The 25,719-nt window shown below is 67.5% G+C and carries 27 protein-coding genes; 15 read left to right on the top strand and 12 right to left on the bottom strand.

Going from position 1 to position 25,719, the window contains the following annotated elements:
- Positions 1-96 precede the first annotated feature (96 nt).
- The 4 genes from ACQR10_RS11135 to ACQR10_RS11120 all read left to right on the top strand — a co-directional run bounded on the left by ACQR10_RS11135 (position 97) and on the right by ACQR10_RS11120 (position 4,788).
- Positions 97-1,842: a CYTH and CHAD domain-containing protein gene (locus tag ACQR10_RS11135; protein ID WP_316215940.1), complete on the top strand. Its 1,746-nt coding sequence runs from the start codon at positions 97-99 to the stop codon at positions 1,840-1,842.
- Positions 1,843-1,926: 84 nt separating this feature from the next.
- A complete protein-coding gene (locus tag ACQR10_RS11130; RefSeq protein WP_315801177.1) occupies positions 1,927-2,139 on the top strand; it encodes a hypothetical protein in 213 nt (70 codons plus the stop codon).
- Positions 2,140-2,332: 193 nt separating this feature from the next.
- Positions 2,333-3,505, top strand: coding sequence for a M20 aminoacylase family protein (locus ACQR10_RS11125; protein ID WP_315801178.1), 1,173 nt, complete (start codon positions 2,333-2,335; stop codon positions 3,503-3,505).
- 368 nt (positions 3,506-3,873) lie between these two features.
- The gene (locus tag ACQR10_RS11120; RefSeq protein ID WP_316183093.1) at positions 3,874-4,788 is read left to right on the top strand and encodes a DMT family transporter; all 915 of its coding nucleotides are present in this window, start codon (positions 3,874-3,876) and stop codon (positions 4,786-4,788) included.
- 84 nt (positions 4,789-4,872) lie between these two features.
- On the opposite strand, the gene ACQR10_RS11115 is transcribed toward ACQR10_RS11120, so the two are convergent.
- Positions 4,873-5,886, bottom strand: coding sequence for a zinc-dependent alcohol dehydrogenase family protein (locus tag ACQR10_RS11115; protein ID WP_315801180.1), 1,014 nt, complete (start codon positions 5,884-5,886; stop codon positions 4,873-4,875).
- Between the two features lie 327 nt (positions 5,887-6,213).
- Positions 6,214-7,161 carry a sensor histidine kinase gene (locus tag ACQR10_RS11110; RefSeq protein WP_315801181.1) on the bottom strand — a complete coding sequence of 316 codons (948 nt, stop codon included), beginning with the start codon at positions 7,159-7,161 and terminating at the stop codon, positions 6,214-6,216.
- A 409-nt stretch (positions 7,162-7,570) separates the two neighbouring features.
- Between ACQR10_RS11110 and ACQR10_RS11105 the strand changes: the two genes are divergently transcribed.
- From ACQR10_RS11105 to ACQR10_RS11090, 4 genes are all read left to right on the top strand, one after another.
- Complete coding sequence (locus ACQR10_RS11105; RefSeq protein ID WP_315801182.1) at positions 7,571-7,984, top strand: hypothetical protein; 414 nt, start codon at positions 7,571-7,573, stop codon at positions 7,982-7,984.
- A 165-nt stretch (positions 7,985-8,149) separates the two neighbouring features.
- Positions 8,150-8,332: a hypothetical protein gene (locus ACQR10_RS11100; protein ID WP_409997892.1), complete on the top strand. Its 183-nt coding sequence runs from the start codon at positions 8,150-8,152 to the stop codon at positions 8,330-8,332.
- 152 nt (positions 8,333-8,484) lie between these two features.
- Entirely contained in the window at positions 8,485-9,021 is a 537-nt protein-coding gene (locus ACQR10_RS11095; RefSeq protein ID WP_316216114.1) for a thermonuclease family protein, read from the top strand.
- Positions 9,022-9,120: 99 nt separating this feature from the next.
- Positions 9,121-10,218, top strand: a complete 1,098-nt coding sequence (locus ACQR10_RS11090; protein WP_316215939.1) for a D-alanine--D-alanine ligase family protein — start codon at positions 9,121-9,123, stop codon at positions 10,216-10,218.
- Positions 10,219-10,243: 25 nt separating this feature from the next.
- Here ACQR10_RS11090 and ACQR10_RS11085 read toward each other — a convergent pair whose 3' ends face one another.
- The 8 genes from ACQR10_RS11085 to ACQR10_RS11050 all read right to left on the bottom strand — a co-directional run bounded on the left by ACQR10_RS11085 (position 10,244) and on the right by ACQR10_RS11050 (position 16,829).
- Entirely contained in the window at positions 10,244-11,443 is a 1,200-nt protein-coding gene (locus ACQR10_RS11085; RefSeq protein WP_316215938.1) for an efflux RND transporter periplasmic adaptor subunit, read from the bottom strand.
- A gap of 2 nt (positions 11,444-11,445) precedes the next feature.
- A complete protein-coding gene (locus ACQR10_RS11080; protein ID WP_316215937.1) occupies positions 11,446-13,812 on the bottom strand; it encodes an ABC transporter permease in 2,367 nt (788 codons plus the stop codon).
- Positions 13,806-14,567 carry an ABC transporter ATP-binding protein gene (locus ACQR10_RS11075; RefSeq protein WP_315801187.1) on the bottom strand — a complete coding sequence of 254 codons (762 nt, stop codon included), beginning with the start codon at positions 14,565-14,567 and terminating at the stop codon, positions 13,806-13,808. Before ACQR10_RS11075 ends, ACQR10_RS11080 begins: the two co-directional genes overlap by 7 nt.
- Before the next feature lie 164 nt (positions 14,568-14,731).
- Positions 14,732-15,010, bottom strand: a complete 279-nt coding sequence (locus ACQR10_RS11070; protein ID WP_315801380.1) for a hypothetical protein — start codon at positions 15,008-15,010, stop codon at positions 14,732-14,734.
- 20 nt (positions 15,011-15,030) lie between these two features.
- Positions 15,031-15,435 carry a thiol-disulfide oxidoreductase DCC family protein gene (locus ACQR10_RS11065; protein ID WP_316215936.1) on the bottom strand — a complete coding sequence of 135 codons (405 nt, stop codon included), beginning with the start codon at positions 15,433-15,435 and terminating at the stop codon, positions 15,031-15,033.
- 164 nt (positions 15,436-15,599) lie between these two features.
- The gene (locus ACQR10_RS11060; protein WP_315801189.1) at positions 15,600-16,013 is read right to left on the bottom strand and encodes a GFA family protein; all 414 of its coding nucleotides are present in this window, start codon (positions 16,011-16,013) and stop codon (positions 15,600-15,602) included.
- Between the two features lie 10 nt (positions 16,014-16,023).
- Entirely contained in the window at positions 16,024-16,503 is a 480-nt protein-coding gene (locus ACQR10_RS11055) for an SRPBCC family protein (protein WP_315801190.1), read from the bottom strand.
- Complete coding sequence (locus tag ACQR10_RS11050) at positions 16,500-16,829, bottom strand: ArsR/SmtB family transcription factor (RefSeq protein WP_315801191.1); 330 nt, start codon at positions 16,827-16,829, stop codon at positions 16,500-16,502. The genes ACQR10_RS11055 and ACQR10_RS11050 overlap by 4 nt, the downstream gene beginning before the upstream one ends.
- A gap of 1,014 nt (positions 16,830-17,843) precedes the next feature.
- Between ACQR10_RS11050 and murI the strand changes: the two genes are divergently transcribed.
- From murI to ACQR10_RS11020, 6 genes are all read left to right on the top strand, one after another.
- Positions 17,844-18,641, top strand: coding sequence for a glutamate racemase (gene murI / locus ACQR10_RS11045; RefSeq protein ID WP_316215935.1), 798 nt, complete (start codon positions 17,844-17,846; stop codon positions 18,639-18,641).
- Between the two features lie 12 nt (positions 18,642-18,653).
- The gene (locus tag ACQR10_RS11040; RefSeq protein ID WP_316215934.1) at positions 18,654-19,427 is read left to right on the top strand and encodes an HpcH/HpaI aldolase family protein; all 774 of its coding nucleotides are present in this window, start codon (positions 18,654-18,656) and stop codon (positions 19,425-19,427) included.
- Between the two features lie 217 nt (positions 19,428-19,644).
- Positions 19,645-20,469, top strand: coding sequence for an acyltransferase (locus tag ACQR10_RS11035; RefSeq protein WP_315801194.1), 825 nt, complete (start codon positions 19,645-19,647; stop codon positions 20,467-20,469).
- Between the two features lie 217 nt (positions 20,470-20,686).
- Entirely contained in the window at positions 20,687-21,304 is a 618-nt protein-coding gene (gene rpsD, locus ACQR10_RS11030) for a 30S ribosomal protein S4 (protein WP_315801195.1), read from the top strand.
- 199 nt (positions 21,305-21,503) lie between these two features.
- Positions 21,504-22,058: a hypothetical protein gene (locus tag ACQR10_RS11025; protein WP_316215933.1), complete on the top strand. Its 555-nt coding sequence runs from the start codon at positions 21,504-21,506 to the stop codon at positions 22,056-22,058.
- A 72-nt stretch (positions 22,059-22,130) separates the two neighbouring features.
- The gene (locus ACQR10_RS11020; protein ID WP_316215932.1) at positions 22,131-23,198 is read left to right on the top strand and encodes a threonine aldolase family protein; all 1,068 of its coding nucleotides are present in this window, start codon (positions 22,131-22,133) and stop codon (positions 23,196-23,198) included.
- 52 nt (positions 23,199-23,250) lie between these two features.
- Here the strand turns inward: ACQR10_RS11020 and ACQR10_RS11015 are convergent, their stop codons facing one another.
- Positions 23,251-23,820, bottom strand: coding sequence for an O-acetyl-ADP-ribose deacetylase (locus ACQR10_RS11015; RefSeq protein WP_315801381.1), 570 nt, complete (start codon positions 23,818-23,820; stop codon positions 23,251-23,253).
- On the bottom strand, positions 23,817-24,155 hold the full coding sequence (gene grxD / locus ACQR10_RS11010; RefSeq protein WP_006609190.1) for a Grx4 family monothiol glutaredoxin: 339 nt from the start codon (positions 24,153-24,155) through the stop codon (positions 23,817-23,819). Before grxD ends, ACQR10_RS11015 begins: the two co-directional genes overlap by 4 nt.
- A gap of 305 nt (positions 24,156-24,460) precedes the next feature.
- Between grxD and egtB the strand changes: the two genes are divergently transcribed.
- Positions 24,461-25,711: an ergothioneine biosynthesis protein EgtB gene (egtB, locus tag ACQR10_RS11005; RefSeq protein ID WP_316215931.1), complete on the top strand. Its 1,251-nt coding sequence runs from the start codon at positions 24,461-24,463 to the stop codon at positions 25,709-25,711.
- Positions 25,712-25,719: the final 8 nt, after the last annotated feature.

Here is a 25,719-nt window from a genome sequence, read left to right as displayed (position 1 = left end):
GTATCATCGACGCCCTGCGAGAAATGCCACTGTCCCTTTGGGCCGGCTGCAGCTATACGAGAGATGACTGTCACTAAACGGTTACAGAATCGACACATGCCCGATTCGAACGCACCGGCGTCGATCCACGGCGATGGCCATGCGGTCGGCGTGCGGGAGGGTGGCGAGTCGGCGAGCAGCGATCCCGGCGGCGCCGCCGACAGCTTGACTGCGCAGCACCTTGCCGATCATGCGGTCACGCAGGGTGATGCCACGGCGCCCAGCGTGGACGCCGCGGTGCCGTCCTTGCCGGATCCGGCGGCCGGCAGCGGCCACGAGATCGAGCTGAAGCTTCTCGTCCCACCCGATCAGCTCGCCGGCTTCAACAACGCGCCGGTCGTCATCGCGCATGCGCGCAACAAGGGCTCGCGCAAGCATCTGACCTCGGTCTACTACGACACGCCGAAGCGCACGCTGTGGAAGAACGGCTTCACCTTGCGGGTGCGCCAGAGCGGCTCGCGCTTCGTGCAGACCGTGAAGGCGCAGCACTGCGACGATCCGCTCAAGCGCGGCGAATGGGAGGCGAATGTGTCTTCGCTGGCGCCCGATCCGGCGCTGGCGGCCGCGCTGCTGCCGGAGGAGCTGCGCGCGACGCTGGCCGATGCAACGCTCGAAGCGGTGTTCACGGCCGACGTGCATCGCCATGCGCGCATGCTCGACGTGCCCGGCGCGACCATCGAGATCGCGTTCGACAGCGGCGTCATCAAGGCCGCCGAGCACAGCGAGATCGTGAGCGAGATCGAGCTGGAGCTCAAGAGCGGCAACCCCGCCGCCATCTACGAGATCGCACAGCGCATCGGCGATCACGGAGCGATCCGGCCTTCGATCCGCAGCAAGTCGGCGCGCGGTTTCGATCTCGCCACGGGCAAGGCTCCCGGCGCCGAGAAGCCGCGCAAGCCGTGCCTCGATCCAGCGGTGTCGCTGGACGAGAGCTTTGCGATCGTCCTGCGCGGCAGCCTGCATCATCTGTTGCAGGCGATGCCTGCGGCGGAGGACGGCCGTGATCCGGAAGGCGTGCATCAGTTGCGGGTGGCGCTGCGCCGCCTGCGCGCCGCGCTGCATCTGATGCGGCCGCTCGGGACCTCGGCGAGGCTCGACGGCCTCGAGGCGGATGCGCGCTGGCTGGCGCAGAGCCTCTCGGCAGCGCGCGACCTCGACGTTTTCCTGACCGATACGCTGCCCGAGATCGCCGAGGCCTGCCCGACGGTCGCAGGCTTCGACTCGCTCCGGGCGCTCGCCGAGCGGCGGCGCGAGCTCGCCTATCGCACGCTGCGCATCGCGATTGCCGAGCGCCGCTGCGCCGCTTTCGTGCTCGGCCTCGGCGAATGGATCGAGACCCGCGGCTGGCGCAACGACGTCTCCCCCGACGATCTCCGACGCCTCGCCGCGCCCGCGATCGATTTCGCCGGGCCCGTCCTGTCGGAGCGCCATCAGAAGGTGCTCAAGCGCGGTCGCCGCTTCAAGAAGCTGCCGGCCGAGCGCCGCCACCGGCTGCGTCTTGCGCTGAAGAAGCTGCGCTACAGCATCGACTTCCTGCTGCCGCTCTACGGCGCCAGCAAATCGGCGAAGAAATACGCGAGAACGCTCGCCGGCTTCCAGGAGCAGCTCGGCCACTACAACGACATGGCGGTCACCGCCGGCGTGATCGAGACCCTCGGCACCACCTCCACCGACGCGGCGATCGCGGCCGCCGCGATCACCGGCTGGCAGTCGCATGCCATGGCGGGCGTGGAGGAGCCGCTGCGCGAGGCGTGGCGCGCCTTCACCAAGGCGCCGACGCCGTGGGAGGCCGAGGAGGCGTGACGACCGGAGGCCGATGACGTCGGTTCATGGACCGCATTGATCTGGTTCAAGACATCCGGGCGAGAGATGTAGGAGCGTGATCCCATGAAGATATCCAGCGTGACGTGTCCTCATTGCCGTGCCGCCTACGAGATCGCGGAATCGACATCCGCGGTCGGCTCGGCCGGCCGGTTCGACTGCGGCGTCTGCGGGACGCCATTGGCGGCGTGGGACGAGCCGAAGCTGCGGGCCTTCCGGCTGGAGGTGCCGCCCGAGCACAAATACCCGCGCGTGCCGGCCCCCGCTCCGCTCGCCTGACTCCCGTTCCGAAATCCGGAACGACCGGCATGGTCGGTCGAGATGACCGCGCATCTGCGCATGGCACCATGGCCGGGCGCAACTTGCCTGGCTTTTTTGACCGGGTCATAGTCGGTGACAGCGCGGTGCTGCCGGCCGGTCTGGCCGCATCACTGCAGCGTCCCATTCCACTTCAGCGAGTCATCCGGTCCTCATGCCCATCCTCAACAGCATTGCCGCTCTCTCCGACGAAATGGCCGCCTGGCGCCACGATTTCCACGAACATCCCGAGCTGTTGTACGAGGTGCATCGCACCGCCGGCATCGTCGCCGACAAACTGCGCGAATTCGGCTGCGACGAGGTCGTGACCGGCATCGGCCGCACCGGCGTGGTCGGCGTGATCCGCGGCCGCAAGTCGGCCTCCGGCAAGACCATCGGCCTGCGCGCCGACATGGACGCGCTGCCGATCGAGGAGACCTCGGGCGTGCCCTACGCCTCGAAGACGCCGGGCCTGATGCATGCCTGCGGCCATGACGGCCACACCGCGATGCTGCTGGGTGCCGCCAAATATCTCGCCGAGACCCGCAATTTCGACGGCACGGCGATCGTCATCTTCCAGCCGGCCGAGGAAGGCGGCGCCGGCGGCAAGGCGATGGTCGACGACGGCCTGATGACGCGCTGGGGCATCCAGGAGGTCTACGGCATGCACAACATGCCGGGCGTCCCCGAAGGCCATTTCGAGATCTCGCCCGGACCGATGCTCGCCTCGGCCGACGCGATCCACATCAAGGTCACCGGCAAGGGTGGCCATGGCGGCGCCGGCCCGCACCGGGCGATCGACAGCATCCTGATCGCCTCGCAGATCGTCAACGCGCTGCAATCGATCGTCGCCCGCAACGTCGACCCATTGAAATCCGCCGTCATCTCGGTCTGCTCGATTCACGGCGGCACCACCTTCAACGTGATCCCCGAGACGGTCGAGATGCTCGGCACCGTGCGCACGCTCGATCCGGAGATCCGCGATCTCGTCGAGAAGCGGATCGTCGAGGTCACCGAAGCCACCGCGCGCGCCTATGGCGGCTCGGCGGAAGCGATCTACGAGCGCAAATATCCGGTGACGATGAACCACCCTGCGCAGGCGGCTTTCGCCGCCGACGTCGCCCGCGAGATCGCTGGCCAGGAGCGCGTCAACGACCGCGCCATTCCGCTGATGGGCGGCGAGGACTTCGCCTTCATGCTGGAGGCCCGCCCCGGTGCGTTCGTGTTCCTCGGAATGGGTCCCGGCAACGAGTGCCACCATCCGGCCTACCGCTTCAACGACAACATCCTCAGCGCCGGTGCGTCGTACTGGGTGAAGCTGGTCGAGAAGAGCATGCCGGCGAACTGATCGGCTGACGAAAACGTAAGGTGGGCAAAGCAGCCGCCGAAGGCGGCAGCGTGCCCACCGTCGCGCGGCATTCTCCGCGGCGAGATGGTGGGCACGGCGCCACCACGATCTCACGCGACGAAACAGCACGGCCGCGCCTTTGCCCACCCTACAGACTGGATTCCTTCGCTCGCAATGACGCCGGTGGTGGGCACCGGAAGCCCTCCAAGCTCCGACATCGCGAGCGCCAGCGAAGCGATCCAGGGGCGCAGTGCGCGAACCAGACTGGCGTGCGCTTCGAACTCCAAAGGAACAGTTCGCTCCCTATCGAAACGTCGCGCGCGGCCAGCGGCTAGGAGAAGGGCTCCCTCTCCGTCCGCGAGGCCCATATGCAGCGCAGCTCCGACCTCCTCCGAGACCTCGCCCTCCTGCTTCTGCTCTCCGCCCTGTGGGGCGCCTCCTACACCCTGATCAGGATCGGCGTCGAGACGATCCCGCCACTGACCCTGATCGCCGCGCGCACGCTGATTGCGGGGCTGCTGCTGGCCGCGATCATCCGCAGCCGCGGCCTCGCCTGGCCGCGCGAGCGCAGGATCTGGCAACGCTTTCTGATCCAGGCCGGCCTCAACAGCGTCGTTCCATTCACGCTCATCGCGTGGGCCGAGCGCACCATCGAGGCAGGCCTCGCCACGATCCTGAACGCGACCTCGCCGATCTTCACCTTCCTTCTGACCGCGCTGGTCACGCGCCACGAGCCCGTCACGCTGCGCAAGCTGATCGGCGTCGCGGCCGGCCTCGCCGGCACCAGCCTTATCGTCGGCGTCGAGGCGCTGCACGGGCTTGGCCAGCAATTATGGGCCCAGCTCGCGATCGTCGCCGCCACCATCTGCTATGCCGGCGCTGCGATCCTGGGCAAGAGCTTCAAGGGGCTCGATCCGATGCTGCCGGCCGCGGGATCGCTGCTGTCGGGCGCCGCGGTGCTGATACCAGTCGCGCTCGTCGTCGACCATCCATGGGCGCTGGCACCGTCGCTGCGCTCGGTGCTGGCGCTGACCGCGCTCGCGACCGTCTCGACCGCCGCCGCGATGGTGATCTATTTCCGCCTGGTGCAGACGCTCGGCTCGATCGGCGCGACCGCGCAATCCTATCTGCGGGTGCCGATCGGCGTTGCGATCGCCGTCGCCGGCCTCGGCGAGCACCTCGCGCCGACGGCGTGGATCGGGCTCGGCTGCATCATCATCGGCGTGCTCGCAATGACGATGCCGGTGCGCAAGGCGGTCACGAAAGATCGGGAAGCGTCGTAGCCCGCATGAGCGCAGCGACATGCGGGGACGGTTGCCCGGGGTCGCTTCGCTCGCCCGGGCTACGCGGAGCGAGCAAACCACGCCTCACCCGATCGCGATCGCGACCTTCCCGAGATGCGCGCCGCTCGCCATGTAGTGGAACGCCTCGCGTGCCTCGCTGAACGGAAACACGCGATCGACCACCGGCTTCACCTGATGCAGCGCCAGCGCGTTCGCCAGCGCCTGGAGATCATCGACCGCGCCGACCGTGACGCCCTGCAGCCGCTGCTGCTGCATCACCATCAGCGGCAGCCGCAGCTCCGAGGCCGGGGCGCCGGCAAGCACGCCGATGAAGGCGATGGTGCCGCCGATCCGGGTGGCGCGGATCGATTCGTTCAGCGTGCCGACGCCGCCGACCTCGACCACGAGATCGACGCCCTGCCCGGTGATCTCGCGCGCCTTCTTGCCCCAGTCCGGCACCTGCTTGTAGTTCAGCGTCACGTCGGCGCCGAGCGCCGCCAGCCGCGCGATCTTGGCCTCGCTCGACGACGTCGCGATCACCCGCGCGCCGGCCATCTTCGCAATCTGCAGCGCGAAGATCGAGACGCCGCCGCTGCCTTGCGTCAGCACGGTCTGGCCGGGCCCGATGCCGCCGAGCTTGATCACCGCACTCCAGGCGGTGACGCCGGCGCAGGGCAAGGTCGCAGCCTCGATGTCGGTGAGATGCGCCGGCGTCCGCACCAGCGCCTGCATCGGAAACACCCGATACTGCGTCAACGTGCCGTCGACGGCGCCGCCCAGCGCCGCGCGCATCTTCGCCTCGCTCGGCTCGCCGCCGGTCCAGCTCTCGAAGAAGCTGCCGATGACACGGTCGCCGGCCGCGAACGCCGCGACACCCTCACCGACCGCCTCGACCACGCCCGCGCCGTCGGACAGCGGCACCAGCGGAAATTTCTGCCGCGAGCCGTAGCCGCCCCTCACCGTGAGCAGGTCGCGATAGTTGATGCTCGCCGCCGTCAGCCGCACCAGCACCTCGCCTCTCCCCGGCTGCGGCACCGGCTTGTCGACCAGCGCCAGCGCATCGATTCCGCCGGGCCCCTGCAGCTCGTAACATTGCATCGGATGTCTCCCGCCCCTGCGGCGCCGCCTTGTTGTTCTGACGGGAATGGTGAAGCGTTTCGTGCCGGCGATCAAGCCGAGTGCGTTCCGCGCGACGGACAAACGACGCGGCCCTCAGTCATCGATCAGCGGGATCACGACATGGTTCAGCACATACTCCGTGATGGTGATCGAGAGCAGCAGCAATCCAGCCAGCAGCAGCATGTCGCGTCGTTCCATCGAACACATACGCGGCAGCGCTGCTGCGCGTTTCGCATCGCAGCCATGCCGCCCGCCGCGAGACATGCGACGCCTGCGAGGAACCGCACACCGACCGACGACACGCCGTCACATCGCCGCTTCGAACCTGATCCGGCAGACCAGACCTTCGTCGCGATAATCCTGCTCGATGCTGCCGCCGATCGCCGCAAGGCTCGCCCGGATCATGCGCGTGCCGAACCCCTCTTTCCCGGGCGGCTCGATCGGGTGCGGACCGAGTTCGCGCCAGGCCACGGTGCCCCGGCCGCCTTCCTGCGCGATCTGCAGCTCGAGCCGTCCGCCCGGGCCGCGCAGCGCGCCGTATTTGACGGCGTTGGTCGCGAGCTCGTGAAACACCAGCGCGAGGTTGCGCACCGCCTCCGGCCCCAGCGGCATGTCCGGCCCCTCGACCGTCACCGCGCCGGAGGCGCGATACGGCTGCAGCTCGACGTCGAGCAGCATGCGCAAGGTCATCAGGCGGTGATCCGACCAGGCCAGACTGTTGGCGCGCGCGACGGCATCGAGCCGCAGCGCGATCGCTTCTCCCTTGGCGCGATCCTCGCCCGACAGGCTCGATCTGACGATCGCCTGAAACAGCGCGAGCTGATTGTTCACGCGATGCCTCAGCTCGCCGAGCAGCAATTCGCGCGCATGCTCGCTGCGCTTCAGCTCGATCAGCGCGCCGCGACAGAGATGCGCAAGCCAGATGATCAGCGCCGCAGTGCTCAGGAACCCGACGAGGTTGACCGCCTCGGTATGATCAGGACGGTCGGTGAAGCCCACCAGCACCACCGTGGCCGAGAGCCAGGCGGCAAAAATGGCCGCGGGAATGCCGCCGAGAAGCGCGGCGAACACGACCGCGGGATAGAAGGTCGCGTAGGGCAGCGTCGCGCCGGCGAAATCCAACCCGATCCGGCCTGCGGTCGAAATCGCGACAGCAAACGTGGTGAGCAGAAACGTGGTCGCCGACCACTGTCTGCCCCGACCGATCCAATCTGAGAAACGCTGACCCACTCGCACGACTGACCCCGAGCGCAACGTCTATCGCCCGACGCCGCCGGGAACAAGCTGAAGGAACTGCCACTCAGGTGCAAAAATTTTAGGAACTTTTGCAGCGTCGTTGCGTTCAGCCGTCCCTTTTACCATCGCCGGACCGCATCATGCCGCGCCGTGGGAGAAGCCACCATTCAATCGTGACAGACATGCGTCACTGCATAGCGTGAAGCGCGCTGCATCGGGGCTGCTCGAGGGCATCGGTGCTACTCCGCGTCGCGTCCGAGTAGCACGAATGCCGGACGTTGCACGATCAGTTCGTCGCAGGCCGCGCCGACGAACTGATTGGCGATGGTATCGGAGCGCTGCACGTAAGAGAGCTTGTATCCAGCGCCTCTTGTTGCGCTAATCCTAGCGGCTTGCCGCTGAGCGCCGCAGCGTCGATCATGCGACCATGACGACGAAATCGCGCGAGAGACTCTACGGTGCCGGCATCCGCATCGCGCAGGAGCAGGCCGCGCGCGCACGCAAGGAAGCGGATCGTCTGGCCTGCGACGCCTGGAACAAGCGCATGCTCGGCTACAAGGGACCGGCGCAGCCGTCGCCGCTGCTCGGCGATGCGCTGAACGCGGGCTACTACTATCTCGAAGTGCGCTGCCTCGGCTGCGACACCAATCAGACGGTCGCGCTCGACGTCATCAGGCGCGCCAAGACGACGCCGATCCATGAGCTCGAGCGCTACATGCGCTGCCAGGACTGTTCGCGGCTTCGCGGTCATCCCTACAAGCGCAGCGCGCTGGTGGCATTGCGCGAGACCAAGATCTCGGCCGCACATCCGGCCTCGACATGGTGGCCCGGTGAACGATAGACAGTCGAACCGCGCGCGTCGTGTGTCGCCTCTGATCCGCGGAGGTACTCCAATCAGGACCGAGCGCTGCACTCGCAAAAATACATCGACACCCGGAACAAACATGAAGATCCACCGTTCTGAACTGTTGCCGGCGCGGCAGGGAAGCGGAACATGTCAGAGTTTATGACCCAGCCGGACAAGCTGCGGGCCGACGCGGCAGAATGCGCCCTCATTCGTGATCTCGCCACCGACCGCGACAAGCGCGAGCTGTTCGCGCGCCTGGCCGAGCATCTGAGCATGCTCGCCGCCGAGGTCGAACGCGCGGCGCGCGCACCCGACAGCCACGCGGACGCCGGCCTTCGCTGAACCGCTCCCGCGACGACCTGCTCCGATTGCGCTCCGCTGCTGTCGCGGTGCTCGCCACACAATCGCGCAACTCCACTTCGCTATAGATCGGGATGATCCGCGATCGATTCGCGCAGCGAGCGATCACGCCCCTCTCAGCGCCACAGGTGCCGATCTTGCGACGTCTCCTCCCCCGCCTCGCCTGCCTCGTTCTGCCGCTTCTCCTCAGCTTCCCCGCCGCAGCCGCCGAGCTCGTCGGCCGCGTCAGCATCGTCGATGGCGACACGCTGGACATTCATGGCGAGCGCATTCGCCTGTGGGGCATCGACGCGCCCGAAAGCGCGCAGCTCTGCCGCGGCCGCGACCGCAGGCCATATCGTTGCGGCGCGCTGGCCGCCAACACGCTGGACGCGTTCACGCGCGGCAAGGTTCTGCGCTGCCTGCCGGTCGATGGCGATCGCTACGGCCGCATCGTCGCGCGCTGCGCAGCCGGCGCGACGGATCTCGGCCAGTTCATGGTGGCGCGCGGGCTCGCGGTCGAGGAGCCGCAATATTCGCGCGGCGTTTACACCGCCGATCAGCGCGCCGCCCGCCGCGCCGGCCGCGGCATCTGGTCGGGCCGCTTCACCGAGCCGCCGCTCTATCGCAGCTGCATGCATTCAGGTGGAACGACGGCGGTGTGCTCGGACGGCGGGATCGGCTGGCGTTGAGTGGCGCCGCCTTGTCCACCGGCACAACAGCTCAATTGCCACGCCTCGGCGTCTCGCTGTACGGTCGCGCACCGCAAGGACCAGGGCTGGACGAGGACGATGACAGAGACAAAGACGCGCGTGGCGATCCTGTTCGGTGGGCGCTCGGCGGAGCACGACGTCTCGCGCGCCTCGGCGGCCAACATTGTCCGCTCGCTCGATGCCGGCCGCTACGCCGTCACGCTGATCGGCATCACCACCGAGGGACGCTGGGTGCTGGCCGACGCCGCGAATGACGGCACAGCCGGGGCGCTGACCGTGCCCGCGGACGGCCCGCAGATCGTGCTGCTGCCGGCAGGCCAGGGCCGCGCGCTGGTCATCGGCGACGGGCCCCTGCGCGAGCTCGCCTTCGACGTCGTCTTCCCGGTGCTGCACGGTCCGAACGGCGAGGACGGCACCGTGCAGGGCGCGCTGGAGCTCGCCGATGTCGCCTATGTCGGCGGCCGCGTGATGGGATCGGCGGCGGCGATGGACAAGGACGTCGCCAAGCGCCTGCTGCGCGACGCCGGCCTGCCGATCGTGCCGTTCGTCACGATGACCGCCGCATCGGCGGTGAGCTATGAAGCGGCGGTCGCCGCGATGGGCTCGCCCGAGCTGTTCGTCAAGCCGGCCAATCTCGGCTCCTCGGTCGGCATCTCCAAGGCGCGCAACGAAGCGGAGTTCGACGCTGCCTGCCGCCTCGCGCTGCGCTTCGACGGCAAGATCCTGATCGAGCGCTGCATCAGCCCGGTGCGCGAGATCGAATGCGCCGTGCTCGAGCATCCCGACGGCAAGGTCGCCGCTTCCGAGCTCGGCGAGATCGTGCCCGCCGACAGCCACGGCTTCTATTCCTATGAAGCCAAGTACACCGACACATCCGGCGCCTCGCTGCACGTCCCGGCGCAGGTCGAACCTGCGCTCGCCGCGCGCATCCGCAAGATGGCCACCGAGGTGTTCGGCGTGCTCTGCTGCGAGAGTCTCGCGCGCGTCGACTTCTTCGTCCGCGGCGAGGAGGTCTATGTCAACGAGGTGAACACCCTGCCGGGCTTCACCAACATCAGCATGTACCCGAAGATGTGGGAGGCCACCGGCCTGCCCCAGCCGGCGCTGATGGATCGTCTGATCGCGCATGCGCTGGCGCGTCATGCGCGGCTGAGAGAATTGGCGTCGCAGCGCTGAGGAACGCTTCTGCGGCCGCCGCAGGTCAGCGCGGCGCCACCTTGACGCCGGCGGCGACCCGGTCGCTGGGATAGATGATCACGACATCGCCGCTGGCGACGCCGTCGGCCACGGCGGCGAACCGGCCCGAGCGCCGGATGAGCCGGACGGTGCGCAACTCGGCGCGCCCATCCTTCAGCGCAAACACCGACCAGTCGTCACCGCGCTTGAACAGCGCGCCGGTCGGAACGATGGTCGCATCCTCCTGCGTGAAGACGACGATCTGCGCATCGAGCTGATAGGCATCGCCGAGCCGCTGCCATTGCTCGGCCGGCGAGACGATGTCGATCAGCACGTTGACGCGCTGCTCCTCGACGCCGAGCGTGGAGATCTTCGTGAAGGCCGCCGGCTCGACCCGGCGAACCCGTCCCGACAGGCGGCCCGCCCCGCCCCAGCGATCGATCGTGACCTCGGCGCCGGGACGGATCTCGACCGCGTCGGTGCTCAGCACGTCGATGACCACTTCGAGATCACGGGGATCGCCGAGCTCGAGCAGCGCCGCGCCTGGCTGCACCGTCGTTTCGCTTTCCTGGGTCACCTTCAGCACCAGCCCGCCGACCGGTGCGGTCACGTTCCAGCTATCCGCGGGCGCGTCGGTATCCGTGTTGCTCCCGTAGCGCGCCAGCATCGCCCTGAGCTGGCTGAGCTCGTGCTCGGCGGCATGGTCGGCATATTCGGCGGCGCGCAGGTCACGTTCGGCAATCCGCATCGCGAGCTCGGCGCGCTCCCGCGCCTGCGCCGTCGCAGCGCCGCTGGCGGCCAGCGCCATGGTGCGCGCAAGATCAGCGCTCGCCTGCGCGCTCTGCGCCTGCGCCCGCGCCACCACCTCCTTGGCCCGCTCGACATTGGCTTCGGCCGCGCCGAGCTGCTCCTCGACCTCGCGGCGGGAGCGCGGATCGAGCAGCGGTGCCGGCGCCGGCGTGATGGTGGCGACGACGTCGTCGGCCTTGACCTGGTCGCCGGCCTTGAAGCGGATGCGCCCGAGACGGCCGGCGAGCGGCGCCGCCACGACGTAGCGCTGGCGCACCCGCGTCTTGCCGTCGTCATCGACGGTGGCAACGAACCGCCCTTTCGTCACCGCGGCCGTCTCCACCGGGACCGGACCCGGCATCACCATCCAGGCGATGATGCCGGCCGCGGCCAGAACGCTCGATACGATGACGACGCGGCGCAAAACGGGGGGCATGCTCATTCCCTGGTCTTGAGGGCCGCGACCAGATCGAGCCGATCCACCCTCCTGCGAACGATGATGGCGCTGATCGCGGCGCTGGCCAAGACCACCGCGGTCGCGATCAGGTAGGTCCGCGGCGCGATCACGCCCGGGATCTGAAAGCTCTCGCTGGAATGCAGCCGCGCGATCAGCCCGATGATGGCGTGCGACAGCACCAGGCCGAGCGGAATCCCGACCGCGATGTCCAGCGCGAACTCGCCGAACAGGATGCCCGCGACCTCGCCGCGGGTGAAGCCGAGCACGCGCAGGCTGGCGAGCTCCCAGGCGCGCTCCTGCAGGCTGATGCGGGCGCTGTTGTAGACCACGCCCACGGTGATGATCGCGGCGAAGCCGGTGAGGATGCCGGCGGTGACGAACACGAGGCCCGCGATCTTCTCGATGAAGGATGCGAGGGTGTAGGCCTTCATGGTGACGGATTCGATTTTCGGCATGCTCTTGAACCTCGCGCCGAGCGCGGCCAGCGCCGCCGGCTCGACATGGAGGCTCGCCGCCGAGATCACCGCGCCTTCGCCGGTGAAGCGGTTGAGCGTATCGATGTCCATGTAGGACGCCATCCCGATCGCCTCGTCGACGATGGCGCTCACCGGCAGGTCGCGCCGCCGGCGGTGGCCCTCCATCGCCTCCACCGTCACGATCTGCCCCGCGCTCAGCGCCAGGCGCTCGGCGAGGCGTCGGGTCAGCGTGATGCCGTCGGGCGCCGCGACGATCGGACGACGTGCGGAATCGTGCGGTCGGCGCAGCTCGTCGGTGGCCGCCAGTCCGATCACCGAGGTGAGGTAGCTCTGGTGCCCGGCCCGCAGCCGCACCGGAACGATGCGCTGGCCTTCGATCGCGAGCACGCCGGGCTGGCGCGCCAGGTCACGCAGGATCGCGCGGTCCATCGGATGGATGAACGTGATCGTGGCGTTGCCGCGCTCGACCAGGTTGAACTGCAGCTCGATCATCTCGCCGATGGCGTCGCGCCAGAAGATCCCGAGCACCATCATCGGCACCGCGAAGGCGATGCCGATGATGGTGAACAGCGAACGGAACGGCCGCCCCGCGACGTTGCGCAGCATCATCATCCGCCGCGCGCCGAACGCCGTGCCGGGCACGATGCGCTCGATCCAGGAGCGGCGGAACCCCAGCGGCATCGCGGGCCGCATCGCCTCTGCCGGCGCAAGGCCGACGACCTCCTGAAGCGCCGTGACCACGCCGAGCGCGCCCGCCGCGACGCTGATCGCGACGCCGGCCACCGCCGCCCAGGGCGCCAGCCGGAATGGCAGCTCGGGCAGACGGAAGAATCCCTGATAGCTCGATATCATGGCATGGCCGAAGCCGACGCCGCCGGCGATGCCGAGCGCCGATCCGATCAGCACGATCACCAGCATCAGCTTGAGATAATGGAAGGTGAGCCGCAGCGTCGGAAAGCCGAGCGCCTTCAGCGCCGCGATCTGCTCGCGCTGCGCGGCGACCAGCCGCCCGAGCGCGCCGTTGAGCAGGAATGTGGCGACACCGAAGAAGATGATGGGGATGGTGATCGACATCACCTTCTGCTGGTTCAACTCGTCCTCGAGAAAGCGGTTCGACGGCTGGTCGCGCCGCGCGATCGCGCCGATCGAGCCATAGGGCTCGAGCAGCCGGTCGAGCTCCTCGATCACGGGCTTGGGATCGACGCCCGGGGCGAGCGCGATCACGGCGTCGTTGAACGCCCCTTTCATATCGAAGGCGGCCTCGGCCGCGCTCCGGTCGACCCACAGGATGGCGTAGAGACGATCGTCGGGGATCGGCAATCCCGGCTTCACCGCGTAGACATATTCCGGCGACAAGGCGATGCCGGAGACCCGGAAGCCCTGCACGCGGCCATTGAGCAGCACGCGGATGTCGTCGCCCGGATTGACGCCATTGGCCTCGGCAAACGCCTCATTGACCGCGGCGCTGCGCGCGGTCCCCGGCTCGGGCGCCGTGCCGCGCCGCAGATGCAAACGCGCCAGCGCTTCGTCGCCCGCGCGGCTCAGCGACACCAGGCGCGCCGAGACCGGCTGCGACGCCGCCGGCCAGTCGACGATCACCTCGCGCACGATGCGCGGCTCGACCGCGACCACGCCGGCGATGGAGCTCAGTCGCGGCACCAGCGCCAGCGGCGCCCGCTTCAGCGTGACGAAGATCTGCGGAAACCGGCCATCGGCATAGAACTGCTCGCAGCCGTCGCGCAGGGACAGATAGGTCGAGACCGAGCCTGCGAACACCGCGACGCCGGCCGCCACCAGCAGCGCGATCGTGATCACCTGCCCGCGCATCGCACCGATGTCGCGCCACAGCTTGCGGTCCAGCAGGCTCACCAATGCACCTCCTCGGCCGACAGCCGCCGTGCATTGCGCTCCTCGCCGACGATGCGCCCGCCGCCGAGCCGCAGCACGCGATCGGCCATGCCGGCGATCGCCGCATTGTGCGTGATGATGATCGTGGTCGTCCCGAGCTGCGCGTTGGCGCGCGCGATCGCGGCGAGCACCACCTTCCCGGTCTCGTAGTCCAGGGCGCCGGTCGGCTCGTCGCACAACAGCACGTCGGGCGCCTTGACCATGGCGCGGGCCACCGCGACGCGCTGCTGCTCGCCTCCGGAGAGCTGCGAGGGAAAGTGGTCGATCCGCCGCTCGAGCCCGACGAGCTTGAGCACCTCGCGCGGATCGAGCGGCCTGTCGGCAATCTCGGTGACCAGCGCGACGTTCTCGAGCACCGTCAGACTCGGGATCAGGTTGTAGAACTGGAACACGAAGCCGACATGTTCGCGCCGGTAGCGCGTCAGCTCGGCATCGCCGGCGCCGACCAGTTGATGATCGCGCCACTGCGCCTCGCCCGAGGTCGGGCTGTCCAGCCCGCCGAGAATGTTGAGCAAGGTCGACTTGCCGGATCCCGAGGGGCCGAGCAGCACCACGAACTCGCCCTCGTAGATGTCGAGATCGACGTCGCGCAACGCATGCACCTCGACCTCGCCCATGCGGTAGGTCTTGGAGAGCTTGCGGGCGCGAAACACGGGTGCGGCACCCGGATGCTCCGGACGCGCGGCAGCGCTCGCGTCGTTGATCGTGGTCGGACTCATGAGGCCGCAGTTCCTGTCCGGCGAAGGCCTACGCAGAACGCCCGAGACACCTCCATGCCATCGAGGCCGGACGACTTCATAGCCCACAATCGGTCAGCAGCCGTCTTTGCCGGTTGATGCATATCAAGCGACCGACATCATCGGGGCGCGTCACACACATCTGCTCACGTCCATCCCAACGTCGAGACCTCGTAGATCAGCACGGCGGCCCCGAGACAGCGGCGCCAGGGATTGACGCCGCGCACGAGCTCATCGACGGCCCAGACGACGAGACCGGCCTTCACCAGACAATCCAGATTCGCGCCCGTCCGACCCGGCGGGTGCAAGGCCCAGCCCACGAGGCTTCCCACCAGCACGATCCACAGCGCCGGGTTCGGCATCTGGGCGATCGTGATCTCGCCGGTCGCGCGATTGCGGAAGAACCAGTTGAGAAAGCGCGACATCGTGCCGCCAGCCTGCCCGGTCACGCTCCGCGTCCCTCCTGCTTCCCACGCTGCAGGATGCGGCCCAGGCCGCGCGAGATCAATGGCCGCACGGGAAGAAACAGCCTGTAGCCGAACTCCAGGACCGCCAGCGCGCCCGGCAGCGAGGCCACACGCGCCGCCCAGCGCCAACGCGGCAGACGGCGCCAGATCTCGACGAACGCCGCAGCGCCCGAGAGCAGGCGCCCGTCACTGGCACGCACATGAAACCGCGCCATCGCCTGTTGCTGGGTCACGCCATCCGGCGTTTCCGCGCCTGGTTCGGAGACGTCGACGAAACACAGCGCACCCGCCTGATCGGTCCGGCCGTAATAGCCGATCTCCGCTCGACACAGCGGACAGGATCCATCGAAGTACACGGTCGACTGCGCACGCTCTGGCGCCATGCGGATCTCCTCCAAAACACCCGCTCCAACCTCAGATCCCTGAACGTCCGTGCCGGGGTTTTGGGTCTGTGGCTGGTTGGATTTCGGTCGGAGGATTTCGGTGACGGTCTTGGGCCGTCACCGAAACGACCACGCTCCCAAGTCTCGCATCCCGCGTGGTAAACTCACCGCGGCGGCATCTTCTCGAATTTCGGCAGCGCCGGATCGAGGTGATCCCAGGGATGTCCGGCGGCGGTCCACGACACCAGTTGCGGCCGGTAGCGGCTGGGATCGTCGAGGCTTGCGGGCGTGACGATGAACACATCGGGCATCGCCGGAAACGTCAGGTGCATCGACGAGCCGCAGGTCTGGCAGAACGCCCGCCGCTTCACCGTACCGCCATCGCCGATGGTCTGGAAATGCGACACCTCGCCGTCGACCTTCACCTCCGCCGCGACGAAGGTCAGGTGCGACTGATGGCCGGTGCCGCTGTCGCGCTGGCATTGCCGGCATTGGCAATCCAGCATGACCGCCGGCTCGCCCTTGATCTCGTAACGCACCGCCCCGCAGGCGCAGCCCCCGACATAGGAATTGGTCATGTTGCTCTCCTCAGTGCGACCGCTGCGGTGACGCCTGCTCGGCGGCGACCTGATCGAGCTTCTTGACGACGGTCTTCCAGCCCTCGCCCATCTTGCGATACGCCGTCTCGTTGGCCGGCAGCACGAAGCCGGAATGCACGAGGCGAAGGCGCGTGCCCGTGTCCGCTCTGGACAGGCTGAAGGTGACCACCGTCTCCAGCTTCGCGCCGTAGCCGACATTGCTGTCATGGCCGCCCCTCCACGCGTAGGACAGCCGCTCGTTCGGCACGACCTCCAGCACCTCGCAGTGGATGGTGCCGTCCCATTGGCCCGCCGGCGTGGTCTGAAAGGTGAAGCGATTGCCGATGACGGGCTCAAAACCCTTGGGCGCCATCAGCCAGCGGCCGATCAGCTCGCCATTGGTCAGGGCTTTCCAGATGACCTCCGGCGCATGCGGGAAGATGTCCTCGACGACAATGGCCTGCGTGTCCGCGTTCACGGCCTGGTTCATGGATCGATGTCCTTCAGCAGTTTTTTCAGATTGGCGAAGCGGTCGCGCCAGAACACGCCGTAATGGCTCATCCAGTCGGCCAGCGGCTCCAGGCCGCGTGGCTCGGCGCGGTAATAGACCTTGCGGCCCTCGGGGCGCTCGCAGACCAGGCCGGCCTGCTTCAGGGATTTCAGATGCTGCGAGATGGCGCCCTGCGTGACAGTGCTGCCGCGCGTGAGCTCGACGACGGTGATCTCGTCGGCCGCGACGATGCGCTCGAACACCGCGCGCCGGGTGGGATCGGCCAGCGCGCGCATGACGGCCGTGATGGGTTCAGACTGGATCATGCGAAAGCAATAGCAGCAACTAATCAATTAGTCAACACTAATGTTATACGTGACGCCAATCGCGGCTCGTATGCTCCCGCTGGACGGCGCCGCCAGAAAATCCGAATTTTTATCTTCCGTTTTTCGGAATTCAATGCTATGGTATCGCGTCCCGCTCCGATTGAGGGGCGCATCGCGATCGTCACGAGCGTTGGGTGCGGGATGCGGTGGGCGTATCGGGTTGCAGCGTGAGCGATCATGCCGACGAACGATCCGATGCGTACGGCGAAGTCGTGTGGTCCTGGCATCCCGGTGCTGATGCCAAGCTGGCGCTGCAAGTTCGACGAGCGCGCTGGCGACGGGGGCAAGAAAGCCGATCCCCGGGGAGATCACGTATAAGCCGTTCAAACCATTGCGCGGGGAAGGCCGGGATGATCCGGCCCGTACCTGTGGTTCCTGCCGCCTGCATTTTTTTCGCAGGCGGGCCATGGGTGCGACCGGCACCCGGCCTTTCCCGCGCCCTCATTGTTAGGAGGGCGACCAGATGAGCAACACTCGGACGCGAAAGCGGGTGCGAGAATGAGAATGCATGTTTTGCCCATGTCTCACCGCCGTCCTTGCGAGGAGCGCAGCGATTGATCTGCGCGACCCCACAACTGTCAACTATGTCCCCGAACACCCGTCAGCGACGTCTCCGGGCTGAACACTGCGCTCGCAATGTCGCTTTCATTTCCGCTGTCGTCCGGCAAGCTGCGGCAACGCGCAAGCGTTGGCGCGGCGCCGACCCGGGACCCCTACGCCGCGGCGGTTGTTTGAGGCACGCTGGAGCGGACGGCCTTGGCGCCAATTTCCGCCGGTGGTCATGGATCCCGGCGTTCGCCGGGAGGACATCGGTTTCTGGATGGCCAGCTTGGCCCACATGCGCGTTTTTGAACCTTCCCTTCTGCCGCTGGAACACACCCAAGCGCCTCACTGCCGCCAAACCCCGCAGAAAAACCGACTGAATCGCCCCTCCCATTCCGGTACACTCGCCGCGTGACCCATCGCCCTACGATTCTCGTGTTCGACTCCGGCCTCGGCGGCCTGTCCGTGCTGCGCGAGGTGGTGCGGGCGCGGCCTGACGCCCACTACGTCTATGTCGCCGACGACGCCTTCTTTCCCTACGGCCATCACAGCGAGCGGGCGCTGGTCGCCCGCGTGGTGCCGCTGATGGGCGAGCTGATCGCCGCGCACCGGCCCGACCTCGTCGTGATCGCCTGCAACACTGCCTCCGTGCAGACGCTGGCGCCGCTGCGGGCCGCCTACCCCACGCCCTTCGTCGGCACCGTGCCGGCGATCAAGCCGGCCTGCGCGCAGTCAAAGACCAGGCGCGTCTCCGTGCTCGGCACCAAGGCGACCGTGCAGCGCGAATATACCCACGCGCTGATCCGCGATTTTGCGCAAGGCTGCAACCTCACCCTGGTCGGCTCGCCGGAGCTTGCGTCACTGGCGGAGGCCGCGCTCAGCGGAACGCAGGTCAGCGACGCGGCCATCGCCGCCGAGATCGCACCCTGCTTCGTGGGCGACGCCGCCGATCCCGCTGATCGCACCGACACGGTCGTGCTCGCTTGCACGCATTATCCGCTGCTGCTCGACCGGCTCGAACGCCTGGCGCCCTGGCCCGTCACCTGGATCGATCCGGCACCGGCGATCGCGCGCCGCGTCGTCGACCTGCTGGGCCCCCCGGCTGGCGACGCCGACGATGGCGGCGCCACCATGATCTTCACCTCGAACAAGCCACATCAGCTCGGCCGCGCGCTCACGCCCTATTTCGGCGGCCGCGTCCCGGCCTGACGGAGACCGCCGATGTCCGCACCGCCCCAACGGCTCAACCGCCTCAAGCAGGCCTGGCGCGACAAGCGGCCGACGTTCGGCGCCATCGCCACCATCCCGAGCATCCAGACCGTGCGCATCATGGCGCAACAGCTCGACTGGATCATCGTCGACCTCGAGCATGGGCCGATCGATCTCTCCACCGCGCACGCGATGATCACCGCCACCGCGGGCACGCCCTGCGTGCCGCTGGTGCGGATCGCCGCCAACGAGCCGCATCTGGCGAAGGCGCCGATGGACCTCGGCGCGCTCGGCATCAACTTCCCGATGATTTCGAGCCGAGCGGACGCCGAGAAGGCGGTGCGCAGCGTGCGCTACCCACCCCGCGGCGACCGCCTGTGGGGTCCGTTCCACGCGCCGTTCCACTGGAACGTGTCGATGGCGGATTACATGGCGACGGCCGATGACGACATGATCTGCATGGTCACGATCGAGCATGTCGAAGCGGTCGAGCGCATCGACGAGATCATGGCCACGCCCGGCATCGACATCGCGGTGATCGGCCCGGGCGATCTCGCGACCTCGATCAACAAGCGCGGGCAACTCGATGATCCCCTGGTGAAATCCCTCATCGCCCGCGCCGAGGCCGGCATCCTCAGATCGGGCGTGCCGATCGGCGGCGCCGCGCGCAGCGCCGATCAGGCCAATGCGATGATCGCGCGCGGCTACGTCGCGCTGGCGCTCGGCTTCGACTGGTCCCTGTTCCAGCGCGGCATTGCCGCGAGCTTCGAGGGGATCAAGCGCTGATTCAGGGCCGCTTCACGTTCCAAACGAAAAACAGGATTGGGGGAGAAGCCCATGACGAAGAAGACGATTTTGGGCACGTCGCTGGCCGTGCTCGGGCCGCTGGCCGCACCGGCGCCCTAGAGCGGCGCTTCCGTAACCCGGCCTGCGGTGTTAACAGCAGCCGCCGCCGGGGAGCCGGACCAGGCCAAGCACAACAAACGGGAGCGACAGGTTCAGGATGCGCGGAACGACCAGGCCGATTTCGCTGCACCGCCGTCTGATCATCGATCTGATGCATGCCTCGCGCGGCGTGCCGTTCGTGTCGCTGGCCCGGACGATCCAGATCGGTCCGCTGCTGGAGGCCCGCGCCGCGGCCGTCCACCCGCCCGGTTTCGCCGCGATCTTCGTCAAGGCGTTCGCCCTGGTCGCCCGTGACGAGCCGGTCCTGCGCACGCTCTACACCGGGTGGCCGCGGCGCTGCCTTTACGAGCTGCCGCGCAGCGTCGCCACCGTCACCATTGCCCGGGTCGAGAATGGCGAGGATTGCGTGCTGCCGCAGCGCGTCTCCGGGCCTGAGGCCATGTCGCTGGCCGAGATCGACGCCCTGATCCGCCAGGGCAAGGAGGCGCCGGTCGACGACGTCGCCATGTTCCGCAAGATCATGCGCGCGACCCGGCTGCCGCTGCCGCTGCGCCGGTTCGCCTGGTGGGTCGGGCTGAATTTCGGCCGCCAGCGCGCCAACTGGTTCGGCAATTTCTCCGTCACCAGCATCGCCGCCTGCGGAGGCGGCCAGTTGCACGCCCTGAGCCCGGGACCGTTCATCATCAATTACGACGTCGTCCAGCCCGACCAGACGATTCCCATCCTGATCCGCTGGGACCACCGGGTTACCGACGGCGCCATGATCGCCCGGACCGCGATCCGACTCGAGCAGGTGCTGAATGGCGAGATCGCAGCCGAGCTGAGGGCCTGCCCGGTTCCCGGGCGCAGTCCGGCGGAAGCCGACCTGGGATGCGAGGCGGGGCGGCGGAAAATGACCGTCCTGAAGGGGCCGAAAGGGTGATTTTGCCGGCAAAAGCGGCCGTTGCGGTTTGACAAGCCGGCAGTTTCTCGCCTAAGAACCCCCTGCTCGCGGGCCGCTTTCGGCCCGCGTTGCGTTTCGCGACCCGTGGCCTTCTCCCTTCATGCTTTGGGGAGGGGTCTGTCGGTGGACCGGATTTCCCGGACACACAGGAGGGCGCGTTTCCTCAAACCCGAACGAAAGACTTGAAGAGGACGCGATGACTAAGCGCAGTGAGGCGAAGTACAAGATCGATCGCCGCATGGGCCAGAACATCTGGGGCCGCCCGAAGAGCCCCGTCAACCGCAGGGAATACGGCCCCGGCCAGCACGGCCAGCGCCGCAAGGGCAAGCTGTCGGACTTCGGCGTGCAGCTGCGCGCCAAGCAGAAGCTGAAGGGCTACTACGCCAACATCTCCGAGCGCCAGTTCCACGGCATCTATGTCGAGGCCGGCCGTCTCAAGGGCGACACCGGCGAGAACCTGATCGGCATTCTCGAGCGCCGTCTCGACACCGTCGTGTTCCGCGCCAAGTTCGTGTCGACCATGTTCGCCGCGCGCCAGTTCATCAACCACGGCCACATCAAGGTGAACGGCCGCAAGGTCAACATCGCGAGCTACCAGGTCAAGCCGGGCGACGTGATCGAGGTCAAGGAAGCCTCGAAGCAGCTCGCCGTGGTGCTGGAAGCGAGCCAGCTCGCCGAGCGTGACGTGCCCGACTACATCGAGGCCGATCACGGCAAGATGACCGCGAAGTTCATCCGCATCCCGGCGCTGTCGGACGTGCCGTTCGCGGTGCAGATGGAGCCGCATCTGATCGTCGAGTTCTACTCGCGCTGATCTTGACGGAGCTCTGCTCCGATCACATCTGATAATCCGAAGGCCCTGGCACGCGCCGGGGCCTTTGTTTTTTAGGTTTCGGATCAGGCGAACCGATTCCCGAATGCCACACTTGCCACCGAATCGCCTCACCTGGGGCTGACAGCGAATCCGACCCGTGATTCACTGCCCGCAGTTGTAAAGTAGCGGGGCGTTCGCCATGGAGTTCAACAGGCGCAATATCATCTTCGGTGCGTTGCCGACCGATGCGGTCGGCGCCCCGCCTCTGCCGCCGTTGCGGGCGCCGCCGCTCACCGCTCCGCCGTTGCGCGCACGGACCTCCGGCGTCCGCTATCGCTTCAACGACGGCCTCTATCCCTCGACCGTCTTCGACATCCTCGAACGCTCCTGCTGGCACGTCCAGTCCGATGCGACAGCCCATGTGATCCGCCATGTCGGCACCGGGCTCACCTTTGCCGACGCGCAGCTTCGCCATGATCCCTATGCGCTCGAGCTCCTCCATTGCTTCGACGACTCGCGCGAGCTCACCGACGAATGGCACACCATGCTGGTGGGCTGGGCCGCGGTGAACATGGGCTGGAACGTCAAGCGGCAGCGCCCGGGCGCCGCGCTGCTGCTTTCACCGTCGCGGCAGAGCCCGCTCGAACCCTGGGTGTTCGACTGCACCGCGGCGCCGCCGCTGGTCGCCGAGCCGATCGAGAGCAAGCCGTTGCGGCGGCCGGACATCTGGCTCAACCCGCCGCGCGCGGCGTAGTCGAGGAGGCGTTTTGCGGGAGCGTTGCGAGTTGGGTAAGGTCGGGTCGTGATAAGCGAACGAGGACTGCCGATGTATTACACCCCGCCCCCGCGCGATCCCAAGGCGCCGCCCGTGCGCGTCAATCTGCTGTCGGACACGCAGACCCGCCCGACGCCCGCAATGCGCGAAGCCATGGCGCGGGCCGAGGTCGGCGACGAGCAGATCGGCGACGACCCGACCGTGCACGAGCTCACCGCCCGCGTCGCCGCCCTGCTCGGCAAGGAGGCGGCGGTGCTGATGCCGTCGGGCACGATGTGCAATGTCGCGGCGACCTTGGTGCATTGCCGGCCGGGCGACGAGATCCTGGCGCACGAGACCGCGCACATCATCTCGCGCGAGGGCGGCGCGCATGCGGCGCTCGGTGGTTTCCAGGTGACGCAGCTGAAGGGCCCCGACGGGCAGTTCACACCGGAGACCTTTCGCGCCGCGCTACATCCGCGCAGCCGCTACCAGCCGCCGCAGACCGTGGTCAGCGTCGAGCAGACCGCCAATATCGGCGGCGGCACGATCTGGAAGAAGGCTGATCTCGACGAGATCGTCGAGATCGCCAAGGCGAATGCAATGGCGACGCATATGGACGGCGCGCGGCTGCTCAACGCGACCGTCGCCACCGGCATTCCCGCGGCCGAGATGACCGCGGGCTGGGACTCGGCCTGGATCGATTTCTCCAAGGGACTGGGCGCGCCGATCGGCGGCGTGCTCGCCGGCAGCGCCGCCTTCATCGACGAGGTCTGGCGCTGGAAGCAGCGGCTCGGCGGCGCGATGCGCCAGGCCGGCGTCGTCGCGGCGGCCTGCATCTACGCGCTCGATCATCACGTCGGCCGGCTCGCCGAGGATCACGCCAATGCGCGGGCGCTGGCGCGCGGGCTGTCGCAGATCCAGGGCGTCGAGGTGCAGGAGCCCGAGACCAATCTGGTGTTCTTCAAGCCGGATGGCGCCGGCGTGTCAGGCGACAAGATGGTGAGTGAACTACGCAAGCGCGGCGTGCTGCTGGCGATGATGGACGGCCGCATCCGTGCCTGCACGCATCTCGACGTGTCAGCCGCTATGATTGAGGAAGCGATCGGCCATGTCAGGGAGATCGTGCGCGGCGCATGACGATCATGACGCGAGGGCTGCGTAAACCAGCCGGCCACACAGGCGGCCGCCGTTATCGCGGCGCCCCCTTGCGAGCGCGGCTCTCGATCGCCTTACTCAACGCCTCGTCGTGCAGCTCGGCGCTCGCCTCGGAGAAGCAGCAGAACACGATCTGCGACAGCGAGGTTTCGCCGCTGATGGCCTCGATCGTAGTGGCGACCGCAATCGAGGCGGCGCGATCAGCGGGAAAGCGAAAGATGCCGGTCGAGATTGCGGGAAAGGCGACGGAACACAGCAGGTGGTTGTGACACAGCTCAATCGAGCGGCGGTAGCACGAGGCCAGCAGCTCCGGCTCACCGCGGTCGCCGCCCTGCCAGACCGGGCCGACCGTGTGGATCACATGACGGGCGGGCAACCGGTAGCCCTTGGTGATCTTGGCCTCGCCAGTCTTGCAGCCATGGAGCATGCGGCATTCCATGACGAGGTCGGGTCCCGCCGCACGGTGGATCGCGCCGTCGACGCCACCACCGCCGAGCAGAGACGTGTTCGCGGCGTTGACGATGGCGTCAACGCCGAGCTTGGTGATGTCGGTGACGACGACCTCGAATCGGGTCGTGCCGATCTTTCGGACCGGGTAGCTCAGGCGGAGGCCGCCGTGCCGACCGGGATGCCCTTGTCGGTGAACAGCTGCTGCAGCTCGCCGCTCTGGAACATCTCGCGCACGATGTCGCAGCCGCCGACGAACTCGCCCTTCACGTAGAGCTGCGGAATCGTCGGCCAGTTCGAGAACGTCTTGATGCCGTTGCGCAGCTCGGCGGATTCGAGAACGTTGAGGCCCTTATAGCCGACGCCGACGTGGTCCAGGATCTGCACGACCTGGCCCGAAAATCCGCACTGCGGAAACTGCGGCGTCCCCTTCATGAACAGGACGACGTCGTTCGACTTCACTTCATTGTCAATGAATTGCTCAATGCTCATCTTCGCTTCCTCTAGGGCGCCTCAAGGAACGCCTGGGGCTCGGTCCGCGCTGATCGCCATCGGACGGATTTCGTCCGCGGCCGACCGTCACTTCTTTATATGTAGCGCAAACCGTTGTTCAACCAAAGTAAAATGCCGAGGATCGGCCCGCGACCCAGGCCCCCCGGCCGGACCATAGGCTGACGGCAGCAATATTATAGCCGCCACGAGGGTTTCATCCCGTAACCAAGCCCCTATTTAGGACGAACTGTCGAAAGGAACTTGTTCCGTCGAACATCGTTTTCTGCTGGCAAACGGAGACCCTCGTGACCAGTTCTGCCTCCGCTACGGCCTCCATCCCCGACACTGATACGCTTCAGACCGGGTCCGGCTCCCTCGCCGGGCGCCTGACCGAGGCGTACCTCGCCGTTCGGGGCGAGACCGAGCGGCGCGCGGCGCCGCTGAGCCCGGAGGATCAGGTCATCCAGTCGATGCCGGACGCCAGTCCGGCCAAATGGCATCGCGCCCATACGACCTGGTTTTTCGAGCAGTTCGTGCTGGGCGAGCAGTATCGGGAGTATACCCCTTTTCACCCCGATTACGCGTTCCTGTTCAATTCCTATTACGTCAGTGCCGGCCCGCGCCACACGCGGGGCGAGCGCGGCCTGATCACCCGGCCGGGCGTGGCCGACATCACGGCGTATCGGCAACACGTCGACGCGGCGATGGCGGACTTCCTGGGCAGCGCCGAGCCTGCCACATTGGCCGCTGTGACGCCGCTGGTGGAGGTCGGCCTCAATCACGAGCAGCAGCATCAGGAGCTGATGCTGACCGACATCCTGCACGCATTCGCGCAGAACCCGACGGCCCCGGCCTATGATCCATCCTGGACCTTTCCTGCCCCGGCAGGCCGGGGCGCGGATTGGATTCATCTCCCCGAGGGCATCCATACCGTCGGACACGCCGGTGATGGTTACCATTTCGACAATGAGGAGCCAGCCCATCGCGCGCTCGTCGGGCCGGTGGGCATCGCGCGCAATCTCGTCACCAATGCCGAGTGGCTCGCTTTCATGGATGACGGCGGCTACCGGACCGCCACGCTCTGGCTCATGGACGGCTTCGCCGCCGCCAGTCGCGAGGGCTGGCAGGCGCCCGGCCATTGGTACAAGGTCGAGGGCGAATGGCGCATCATGACGCTGGGAGGACTGCGGCCGGTCGATCCGGATGCACCCGTGTGCCACGTCAGCTACTATGAGGCCGACGCATTCGCACGCTGGCGCGGCAAGCATCTGCCGACCGAGATGGAGTGGGAGGTCGCCGCGCGCGGCAACCAGCTCAGCGACGCCTTCGGCATTGTCTGGCAGTGGACCCGCAGCGCCTACAGCCCCTATCCCGGCTATCGGGCCACGGAAGGCGCGCTCGGCGAGTACAACGGCAAGTTCATGGTCAATCAGCTGGTGCTGCGCGGCTCATCGCTCGCGACGCCGGCGGGCCACAGCCGCGTCACCTATCGCAACTTCTTCTATCCACATCATCGCTGGCAATTCACCGGGCTCCGGCTCGCGGACTACGCCTGAGCTATCAG

The sequence above is a fragment of the Bradyrhizobium sp. HKCCYLRH2060 genome, assembly GCF_051168135.1.
GTDB lineage: Bacteria > Pseudomonadota > Alphaproteobacteria > Rhizobiales > Xanthobacteraceae > Bradyrhizobium.
The sequence above is the reverse complement of the archived record's forward strand: the minus strand, read 5'-3'. Positions and strand labels throughout refer to the sequence as shown.